General features: G+C 67.7%; 10 protein-coding genes. 2 read left to right on the top strand and 8 right to left on the bottom strand.

Annotation, left to right across the window (positions count from 1 at the left end):
- Window positions 1–72: 72 nt before the first annotated feature.
- The 7 genes from EPN29_03975 to EPN29_03945 form a co-directional block, all read right to left on the bottom strand.
- Window positions 73–861 (bottom strand): hypothetical protein, encoded by a 789-nt coding sequence (locus EPN29_03975; GenBank protein TAN34280.1) that lies wholly within the window; start codon window positions 859–861, stop codon window positions 73–75.
- On the bottom strand, window positions 858–1334 hold the full coding sequence (locus EPN29_03970) for a dehydratase (GenBank protein TAN34279.1): 477 nt from the start codon (window positions 1332–1334) through the stop codon (window positions 858–860). The genes EPN29_03975 and EPN29_03970 overlap by 4 nt, the downstream gene beginning before the upstream one ends.
- Window positions 1331–2302 carry an alpha/beta hydrolase gene (locus tag EPN29_03965; GenBank protein ID TAN34278.1) on the bottom strand — a complete coding sequence of 324 codons (972 nt, stop codon included), beginning with the start codon at window positions 2300–2302 and terminating at the stop codon, window positions 1331–1333. Before EPN29_03965 ends, EPN29_03970 begins: the two co-directional genes overlap by 4 nt.
- A gap of 16 nt (window positions 2303–2318) precedes the next feature.
- The gene (locus EPN29_03960; protein ID TAN34277.1) at window positions 2319–3548 is read right to left on the bottom strand and encodes a CoA transferase; all 1230 of its coding nucleotides are present in this window, start codon (window positions 3546–3548) and stop codon (window positions 2319–2321) included.
- Between the two features lie 177 nt (window positions 3549–3725).
- Window positions 3726–4862 carry a hypothetical protein gene (locus EPN29_03955; protein ID TAN34276.1) on the bottom strand — a complete coding sequence of 379 codons (1137 nt, stop codon included), beginning with the start codon at window positions 4860–4862 and terminating at the stop codon, window positions 3726–3728.
- Window positions 4863–4962: 100 nt separating this feature from the next.
- A complete protein-coding gene (locus EPN29_03950; GenBank protein ID TAN34275.1) occupies window positions 4963–6108 on the bottom strand; it encodes an ABC transporter permease in 1146 nt (381 codons plus the stop codon).
- Window positions 6020–7642, bottom strand: coding sequence for a sugar ABC transporter ATP-binding protein (locus EPN29_03945; protein ID TAN34274.1), 1623 nt, complete (start codon window positions 7640–7642; stop codon window positions 6020–6022). The genes EPN29_03950 and EPN29_03945 overlap by 89 nt, the downstream gene beginning before the upstream one ends.
- A 356-nt stretch (window positions 7643–7998) precedes the next feature.
- Between EPN29_03945 and EPN29_03940 the strand changes: the two genes are divergently transcribed.
- The gene (locus EPN29_03940) at window positions 7999–9090 is read left to right on the top strand and encodes a Fic family protein (GenBank protein ID TAN34273.1); all 1092 of its coding nucleotides are present in this window, start codon (window positions 7999–8001) and stop codon (window positions 9088–9090) included.
- 109 nt (window positions 9091–9199) lie between these two features.
- On the top strand, window positions 9200–9811 hold the full coding sequence (locus EPN29_03935) for a hypothetical protein (protein TAN34272.1): 612 nt from the start codon (window positions 9200–9202) through the stop codon (window positions 9809–9811).
- Window positions 9812–9949: 138 nt separating this feature from the next.
- Here EPN29_03935 and EPN29_03930 read toward each other — a convergent pair.
- On the bottom strand, window positions 9950–10189 hold a 240-nt coding region (locus EPN29_03930; protein TAN34271.1), incomplete at its 5' end, for an HNH endonuclease.

The raw sequence follows: 10189 nt of genomic DNA, 5'->3' as shown, positions 1-10189 counted from the left end.
GTTTCCTAACGGTGGTCGCTGACCCCAGAGCGACAGATCGAATCGAGGGCACGAAGCCTGTATTCATTCGGGTCAACCCTGTGGCAGCAACCACCGACCAGGATCTTCGCAGTATTCATTGGGCACGATCCGCATCGGCGCCCCGTCCCGCATCTCCTCGATGGCGTGAGCCGCGATCGACGGCAGGACGCCCAGGATGGTCATCGCCAGCCCTTCCTCCGGCGTCAGGTCCATCTCGAGGAACGCGGCTCCCATCAGCCCGTCCACGTTCATGACCAGCCGCTTGCCGAATCCGGCCGCCAGGCGTTCGCCGACCCGTTCCATCAGGCGCACGTATCCACCATCGAAATTGCACTCCCTGGCCACGGCCAGGAGCGCGGCGGTCCGCGGATCGCCCGAACGGTGGAGCGGATGGCCGAACCCGGGAATCGTCTCTTTGCGGCCGAGACGCTCGCCGATCGCGGCGTCGATCGCCGCGTCATCGACTCCGGCCGCCAGTTCCGTGGAGGGCGCGATCTCGCGCAGCATCTCGGCGACCCGCTGCGGCATGGCGGTGTGCAGGCCGATGCCGAGGATCCCGGCGGCGATGCCGGCCGGCAGGAAGCCTGAGCCCGAGACCGCGTAGCGTGCGGCGACGGCGCAGGTGCTGACAAACCCATGGTCGGCGGCCGCGCACATCATGGCCTCGAACATGCGACGGTGCGGCGCGGTCGGCCGCTCCCCGTGGAGCACGAGGTACGCGACGTCGACCCAGTCCGCGCCATGGATGAGCTCCGTCAGGTCGTAGCCGCGGACATTGATCTTTCCCGGTTCGACCCGGCTGATGGCGGTCCGGAAGTACGGTCGCTTAGCTTCTGTCACCTGGTGCCTCCCTCCTGGTCGCCGGCGCCGGCCAGGGTCGTGGCGGCCGGTCCGGCGCCGGTGCCCTCACGCGGTCGAAGCTGCGTCCACTTGCCGGCGAGGACCTGGACCTGGCTCTGGTTGTAGGCGTTGAACTCGTACACGGCGACCTCCTTGTCGCCTGAGGAGGTGACCCGCGAGGAGATCTCCTCCAGCTCGACGTGAATCGTGTCCCCCGGCCGGACCGCCGACGTCAGGCGGTACTCCATGCCCAGCATCCCGAGGTGTCCGGAGAAGACCCCGGAACGGACGACCAGCCCCCCGCAGATGGCGAGGGTGGCGATGCCGTGGAGAATCCGGGTCCCGTACGGGGTGGTCCTGGCGTACTCCTCGTCGACGTGCAGCGGCATGAAGTCTCCCGAGAAGCCCGCGAACTGGACGATGTCGGCCTCAGTCACCGTTCGTCCGTCGGTGATCACACGCTGGCTGCTCATACGGTCTTGCCTCCTGTCGAATCAGCACCACCAATGACTTTCGAAAATGCGGCCCTCAGGGCGCCCGCCGACTCACCGATCGCTTCACGCGCTCGCCCGATCACCGCCGGCATTCTCAAAAAACCGTGGATCTGGCCTTCGTAACACCTGGTGCTGACAGGCACGCCGGCCGACTCCAGACGGCGGGCATACGCCAGGCCTTCGTCGCGCAGAGGGTCGTACTCGCAGACGATGACCAGAGCCGGCGCGACGCCTGACACATCGACCGCCCGCAGAGGCGAGGCGTCCGGGTTCGCGGCATCCGACTCGGACGCCAGGTACTGGCGCCAGTACCAGCGCATGGTCGAGCGATTGAGGTTGTAGCCCTCCGCGTTCTCACGGTATGAAAGGGTCTCGAAGTTGCAGTCGACAACCGGATAGACGAGGAGCTGCAGCGCCAGTTCGAGGCCGTGGTCACGAGCCCGCAGAGCGACCACGGCGGCCAGGTTGCCGCCCGAGCTGTCGCCGCCGACGGCGAGCCGGGCCGGGTCGCCTCCGACATCGTCGGCGTGGCGTGCCAGCCACTGCACCGCCGCCCAGGCATCCTCGACCGCGGCCGGAAACTTGTGCTCGGGGGCCAGCCGGTAGGCGACCGAAACCACCAGGCAGTCGCCCTTTTTCGCGAGCGCGCGGCACAGGCCTTCATGCGTTTCCAGGCTGCCGACGACCCAACCCCCGCTGTGGAAGTAAATGAGGATGGGCAGGTCTCGGCGCATCGAGGGCCGGTAGAGCCGGACGGGGATCGGACCACCCGGGCCCGGAATCGTGGCGTCCTCGATCGCCGCCAGCTCGTCCATTGGCCCGAACAGGGCCGCGGCCGTGGAGTCGGGGCCCCGGCGTGCCTCCTCCAGCGGAAGCTCTTCGGGCGGCCGCGCCCCGGCCGTCGCCGCGCGCTGCAGGAAAGCTTGGACCTCGGGATCTAGTGGCATGGAGCTACGCCCGCGCTCAATCGGAATCACCGGCCGCAGCGCCACGTCCGTCCGTCTGGAGGACGCCGCCGGCGATCAGCTGCTGGACCTCGCGCGAGTCCAGGCCCAGCCAGTCCCGCAGGACGTGGGCATTGTCCTCACCGCGATGGGAGACACGACCGCGCACGCCGCTGTCGGCGTCCGAGAATCGATAGGGCGTCTGGACGATGCGCCGCACCCCGCCGTTGCGATCGTCGACCTCCGCCCAGGCTCGCCGCGCTCGAGCCCACCTGGAGTTGAAGACCTCCATCGGCTCGCAGACGTCCGCCCAGGCGACTCCCGCCGACTCGAGGGCCTCGATCAGGCTCGCCCGATCCGCGAACGAGGCCATCCAGGTCTGCACCGCCGCCATCCGCCGCCTCGTCGCTTCAGGAGAATCGGCATCGGCCCCACCGGGCTCGTCAACGACCTGGGCGTCACGCAGCATCCCCCACACGTTCGAGAAGAGCCCGGCGGTGAGCAGAGCACCTCCCGGCGCCTGCCAGACGTCGCCGCCCACACGCAGGATGCCGAACTCGTCGAGTGCGTGATGGGAGTAGTCATCCGTGGCGAGCATGGCCTCGGCCATGGAGACGTCGATGTGCTGGCCGCGGCCGGTGGCGTGGCGCAGATGGAGGGCCGCCAGGGCGGCGACGACGCCGTGCAGCGACGCATTGGTGTCGGCGATCGAGGGCATCGGGTCGCTCGGCGGCCTGGCGTCGAAGGCGGCCTGGCGCGCCACCAGGCCGGTCTCGGCATGGATCACCGGCGCGTAAGCGCGCCGTCCGGCGTCGGGACCCGTCTGGCCGAAACCGGTGAGCGAAAGCAGGATCAACTTGGGATTCACGGCCGACAGCGTCTTCCAGCCGAGGCCGAGCCGATCCAGCACGCCGGGCCGGAAGTTCTCCAGCATCAGATCGGCGCTGGCGGCCAGCCGCAACACCAGATCGACGCCGCCCGGCGCCTTCAGGTCGACGCAGATGTTGCGCTTGCCGACGTTCTGCTGCGAGAAGCTTCCCGAGAGCCCGGCTTTGACTTGGCCGTAGGCTCGAGTCGCGTCTCCCGCGGGCGGCTCGATCTTGACCACGTCCGCGCCCAGGTCAGCGAGCAGCCGGCCGGCAAACGGCCCGGCGACCACGCGACTGACGTCCAGCACGCGAACATCCTGGAGCGGGCGCGGCCGGCTCCTCTCCTCAAGACCTCCGGCGGTCAATCTATCGGTTGCCATGAATTCACCCCCTGGTGGCAATCTGTAGTACTCCTGCTCTGCCTGGCATCCCCGCCTCCCGCCCGTGCCCGTGCGGCGCAGGACTGGGACGGCAGGGCGGCTGGCGCCCGGTCAGATGGACCCTGGAGGCACGAGGACTCCTGCCCATCCGACCGAGCAGCGCAGCTTGGTCTCAGCTCAGCTCAGACCCGATACATTTTTGAACTTCTGAAGCACGCCCGTCTTGATCAGCCACTGCGACTCGGGAGGCAGTGGAGGCATCTGCTTGGGGGTGCTCGACCCGGCATCGAAATAGTTGTTGACGTTGTCCTTGGTCAGCACCACCATCGGTGACAGCGTCAGCGCCGGGGGCGTCAATCCCTGCTTCATACCCACGGCCATGGCGACCAGGAACTCGCCCCAGTAGGTGAAGAATCCATCGCTGTCACCAACCCACGCCGGGTTGCTGCGCAGGCCTTCGATCGCATGCTCATCGCCGCCGAAGCCCGCCATCATCGCATCGCCCTCGCGATGCGCGTTGACCAGCGCCCGGTAGCTGCCCACGATGTCGTCGTCGCTGACCGCGTAGATCACGATGTGCCGGCCGGCAGGAATGGTCTGCAGGGCCTGCGAAAAGGTGGTGAAGGACCTGTCGACCGTGACTCCGGCGTCCACCTGCACGCCGGTGGCGGAGATGGTGGTCGTCTGCGGTGTGATCGCGCTGGCCAGCGTCGGCTGAAAGCCGGGTATGGTCTTGGACATGTCTTCGTAGAACTTGGTCACCGCGATGTTCACGGTGGGGCCGAATTCTGAAGCCTGCTCGATGACGACGGTGGTGTTGGTGCCATCCCAGCCGCGCTGCTTCATCAGCTTGGCGAAGTTGTCCGTCTCGAGCTGCGCGAACCGCTCCTGCGACTGGTTGAAGAAAGCACAGTTCGGGATTGGGATGTTCATGGCGACGCACGGGATCCCGGATGCCTTGAAGATGTCCCCCACCCGCGCGGTGGCGTCAGCCACCGGTGGGAAGTCCACGATGACATCGGGCTTGGCCGCCACCATCAGCTGGGCGTTCGAAATCGCGGTCGGGCCCGAGCCGTTGTTGTTGTAGACGTCGACTTTGATACCGATCTGCTTGCCGAAATTGACGAAGTTGTCGGCCAGGGTCACGAACTGGCCGGCCGACTGCGTGTTCACGGCGAAGGCGATCGTCTTGACCTCGGTGCTGTTGCCGGCCGAGTTGCCGGCCTGGGTGGCGCCTCCACACGCGGAGACGGCGAGGCCCGCGGACACCAGCGCCGCGGCACCCCAACGAAACCTGAACTTCGAACTCCTCATACCCGATCCTCCATCTGAATAATTCCGGTGATGTCGTCAATTGCCGCGCGAAGGCCTTCACGCACGTTGTTGTGGTTGTCGAACGGAGCGGTGATGCGCGTCAACCGCCGGTGCCCAGACTGCGGGCGCGCCAGACCTCCTGCAGCCTCCCGAATGCGACCGCACCCAGGAGCACGCAGCCGGTGACCACCTGCTGGTAGAAGGCGGGCACACGCATGATGTTCATGCCGTCGGCCACCGTCCCCAGAAGGAGCACCCCGAGCAGGGTGCCCGGCACACCGCCCGTGCCGCCGGTCAGGGCGGCGCCGCCCAGGACCACCGCGGCCACGCTGACCAGCGTGGTGTCGGAGCCGAGCGCTCCCGTGGCGGCCAGGACCTGGCTGGCGACGACGACGCCGGCGAAGGCGGCGAGGGCCGACGCCAGCATGTAGATGCCGAACTGCACCAGGTCGACACGGATGCCGGCCAGGCGAGCCGCCTCGGCATTGCCGCCGATGGTGTAGATCCGGCGCCCGAAAACGGTTCGCTTGAGCAGGAAGTGGACGGCCAGGCTGAGCAACAACGCCAGGAACATGTAGTACGGAATCTGGCCGGGACCCGCGTCGCCGAGGCGGCCCGCCCGCGGGTCCACGGCGAGCGTGACTCCGCCCGCGATCGTGAACGCGATGCCGCCCGTGATCGAGAGCGTGCCCAGAGTCGTGATCAGCGGATTGATGCCGACCCGGCCGATCAAAAAGGCGTTGACGGCGCCCACCGCGGCGCCGGCGAGCACCACCACCGCCAGCGCTTGCACGGGATCGATGCCGGAGTTGGTCAGCCGGGCGTAGATGACCGCTCCCAGGGGCACGACTCCGCCCACCGAGAGGTCAAATCCGCCGGAGATGATCGCCAGCGCCTGGCCGAGCGAAACGATCAGGACGACGCTGGCGGACGACAGCAGGGTGATGGTGTTGCTGTACGTGCCGAATCCGGGCACGGCGGTCCAGAAGAACGCGACCAGGGCGACGTAGAAGACGAGCACGCCGAGGGTCACCGGGGACCGGCTCCCCGCCACCAGAGATCGGCGCGCGAGCCGGCGAAGCCCGCCGGGCCGGCGCTCCTCGACCTTGCCTTGCGAGCCAGCCACCTCGGGATCCACGGTGATCACTCCCGGCCTCCTAACTGGCCACGGCCGCCGAGGCGACCCGAAGGGCGACGGTCTCAGCGATCTGGGGACCCGACAGCTCGGCGGCCACGTGGCCTTCACGCACGATCAGCAGACGGTCGCTGAGCGCCACCGCCTCCGCCAGGTCGGAGGTCACCAGGACCATGGCGGTGCCTGCCGCCGCCGTCTCCCTGAGAATGCGGTGGATCTGCGCCCGGGCGCCCACGTCCACACCTCGGGTCGGCTCGTGAAGCACCACCACTTTCGGCCCAAAGGCGAGCCGGCTGGCGAGCAGCACCTTCTGCTGATTACCCCCGCTCAGGTCGCCCACGGGCTGCATGACATCGGCGAGCCGTACGTCGAAGCTCGCCGCGCGCCGGCGGGCTTCCTCACGCTGCCGCCGCTCCCTGATGACGCCGAAACGCGACAGCGAATGCAGGATCAGCATGTTCATGTTGTCGGCGATCGAGCGGCCCAGGGCGAGGCCGTCGATCTTCCGTTCCGCAGGCACGTACGCGATGCTCGCCCGCCGAGCCTGCTCCGGGCGGCGAAAGGGTGGCCGCACCTTGCCGTCGATGTGGAGCTCACCCCTGATGCGAGAGCCATGGCCGGCCAGGCCGCGGGCGATCGCCTCAGCCCCCGAGCCGAACAGGCCGAAGATGCCGAGGATCTCGCCGGCCTGGACTTCGAAGCTGACCCCTCTCAGCCGGGGAACGGCGTCTGAGCGCCAATCGCGAACACCCAGAACAGCGCCCTCGGTCGAGGCGCGCTCGGACGTCGGGACGGGAGGCTCCTCGTATTCGGTTCCCAGCATGAGGGAGACGATCTCGCCTGGCCTTGTCGCCTCAGGGCTGACGACCGCCACGACCTGGCCGTTGCGCAGCACGGCGATCTCGTCGGCCAGCCGGAAGCACTCGGCCAGCCGGTGCGAGATGTACACCACGCCGACGCCGGCGCTCTTGAAGGCCTCCAGGCGCTCGAGCAGCTTGTGGCTTTCCACATCGTTGAGTGACGCCGTGGGTTCATCGAGGATCACGAGCCGGGCGTCGCAGGACAGAGCCTTGCTGATCTCCACCAGCTGCCGTTCCGCCAGGGTGACCTCGTCCATCCGCTTGTCGAGATCGAACTCGATGCCGAGCTGCTTCAGGCCCAGCTGATCCAGCTCCCTGGCCGCGAGCTCCCGGATCCGGCGATGCGAGGTGACCCCGAGCAGGTGGGGCCAGCGCCCGACCAGCAGGTTCTCCGCCACCGTCATCTGCGGCACGTACGCCAGTTCCTGGGGGATCACGGCGATGCCCGAGCGTTGGGCGTCTCGAGGCGAGCGAAAGTTGACGGGCCGGCCGCCGATCAGGACCCGGCCCTCGGACGGATGCGTCATCCCGCCGATGACCTTGACCAGCGTCGATTTGCCCGCCCCGTTCTCGCCGACGATGGCCAGGCATCGGCCGGGCGCCATCGAGAGGCTCACATCGTTCAGCGCCAGCGTCTTGCCATAGCGCTTGGAGATCCCGTCGAGGCGCATCAAAGGCTCCAAAGCCGCCGCAAGCGGGCGAGACTCCGCGTCCAGCACGGCTGCTACCCGGTTCTTTTCGGGTGCCAGGTGACTAGACCTCTGAGCCGGTGTTCGAGGGACCATAAAACGAGCGGACCATACACATGCGCGGCGAAATTGTCAAGGTTTCCGATAACGTTGTCAACCACTCCCCTTAGGATTCCGATAACGTTGTCAACCGCCCCCATTCCAGCCGCGAAAGCCCCGCCCCGGCGCCGACCTTCCCTCATTCTGGAGGTCCCGTCGAACCGGCGGAGTTGAGCGGCTGGGTTGCGGCAGCGGCGTGAGCGGGCAGGGGAGCTCGAGGCCGCTGCCGGCAAGCGACGGCTCTTAGGGCGACGCCTTAACGCCGGGCGGCGGCCAGCTTAACGGGGCTTGCCGGCGGCGCTCGACGAATAACGGAATAAACGAATAATCGTTTATTCGCCTAAGCTATCGGCATGGCGATCTACGCCACGCCGGCCAAATCCCCCGTGCTGCTACGCCGCCTGGGCGAGCTCGACGTGCTGCGCCGCTACCTGGCCCAGCATCTGGGCGACTCCGCTCAGCCGTGGACCGGCGCTCTGCGCCGGCTGGCCGCGGCCGAAGCGACGGTGGGATCGACATCGATCGAGGGCTACGGCGCCAGCCTGGAGGACACCGTCGAGATCCTCGCGGGACGCCACCCGTCCAGCACCTCGGAGGAGACGCAGCGCATCATCGCCGCCTACGCTCAGGCTATGGATCGGGTCGGCGTCCTGGCCGAAGACCATCGCTTCGAATGGTCGCCTCAGACGATCCTCGAGCTGCATTTCCTCGTCTGTCACCCGCAGCGCGAGGCGGGGCCGGGGCGGCTGCGCGAGGGACCCGTGATCGTGTCTCGCGGCCTGGGTCGCGATCCTTACCGGCCGCCCCCCTCAAGCGAGGTTCCCGGCCTCATCGATGAGATGGCGACCTGGTTGGATGCCGGCGACCTCTCGCGTCATCCGGTGATTCGCGCCGCGATGGCGCACCTCAACCTGGTGTCCATCCACCCCTTTCGCGACGGCAATGGACGGGTCGCCCGCGTCGTCCAATCCCTGGTGCTGGCCAAGGAGGGACTCCTCCGTCCTGAACTCGTCTCCATCGAGCCGTACCTGGGGCGGCATACGCGCGAGTACTACGGCGTCCTGGAGGAGATTCAAGGGCAGGCCTTCGACCCGCACCGTGACGCGTCGGCGTGGGTCGAGTTCTGCATCGAAGCGCACGTGTTCGAGGCCACCCAGCGGCGTCGCTGGCTGGAAGTCGCGTCCGCGCGGCACGAACTGTGCGAGCAGGTGGCGCGCGAGCACGGGTATCCGGATCGGTTCGTCATCGCGCTGGACCAGGCCTTGCTCGGATTACCGGTGGCGAACGCCGACTATCGGCGCGAGACGGACGTGGCCAGCCCCACGGCGGCACAGGACCTGCAGCGACTCCGCCGCGACGGCTGGCTCGACCAGGAGGGCGGTGGGCGGTCCGTCCGCTATGTCGCCGGCCAGAAGCTGCGGGAGCGTTGGTCAGCCGCCTCGTAGGGAAAATCGGGGAGTCATCGCCCGCCTGGAGGAGTAGGCTCTGCCTGACCTGACCCGGCTACCGGGTTGCGTGTGTCTAGGCTTGGAGGTGGTAACGATGTACGGACGTATGACTCGGCTCCAGACCTCGCCGGATGCACTCGAGAAGGGGATCGCCTTCTTCAAGGAGAAGGTGGTTCCGAAGGCTCGAACGACACCGGGCAACGGCGGCGCGGTGCTGCTGGTGGATCGCAAGACCGGGACCGCGATCGGGATCACCATGTGGGAGACGATCCACGCGCTCAACGCCAGCGAACAATTCGGCATCGACAGCCGAACTCAATCCGTGGCTGAAATGGGTGGGTCGATCGTCGACGTCGATCGATTCGAGCAGATGATCGCCGACCGTCCCCAGCCGCCCAAGGCGGGTGCGTTCGTCAGGTTCAACACGGTACTCGGCGTGCCGGACAAGATCGACAACGTCATCAAGTTCATGCAGAAGCAGGTGTTGCCGGTACTGCAGGCCCAGAAGGGCTACCGCGCAACGCTCGTCAACGTCAACCGGATGACCGGCCGGAGCAGTGTGGCAACGGTTTGGGACACATTGGCCGACCTCGAGGCCAGCGAGCCCAGGGTCAGCGCCCTGCGCCGTGACGCGGCGGACGCGGCCGGCGCGTCTGACGTCAAGGTCGAGATCTTCGAGACGGCCTTCGCCGAGATCAAGCAGCCTTCCAGGGTCTGACTCGGATTAGACAGCAGGGCGGCCGCGAGCTCCGTACGTAAGCTTGCGGTCGCCTCGCCTCGCGCGCGTCAGGTGGTCCGACTTGCGATAGCGCGGCCTACGCCGCCCAGCGCACCCCCGGCCCCCGAGCCCGCCGCATCACCACCCGCTCGGGCGGAAGGAAGCGGAACTCGCGACCCACTTTGACCACCTGCCATCCGCCTTCATGGACGAGGCGATGGTGAGCGAAACACACAAGAGCACGAGGTTGGTCAGGTTGGTCGGACCGTTTTTGCTCCAGGCGACGATGTGATGCGGCGTCGACCAGTTGACCTGGCGGTCGCAGCCCGGCCAGCGGCAGCCGCGATCCCGGAGCCGCAGCGCCCGCCGCGCCGGCGC

This window comes from bacterium, from assembly GCA_004299235.1.
Classification (GTDB): domain Bacteria; phylum Chloroflexota; class Dormibacteria; order Dormibacterales; family Dormibacteraceae; genus SCQL01.
The sequence above is the reverse complement of the archived record's forward strand: the minus strand, read 5'-3'. Positions and strand labels throughout refer to the sequence as shown.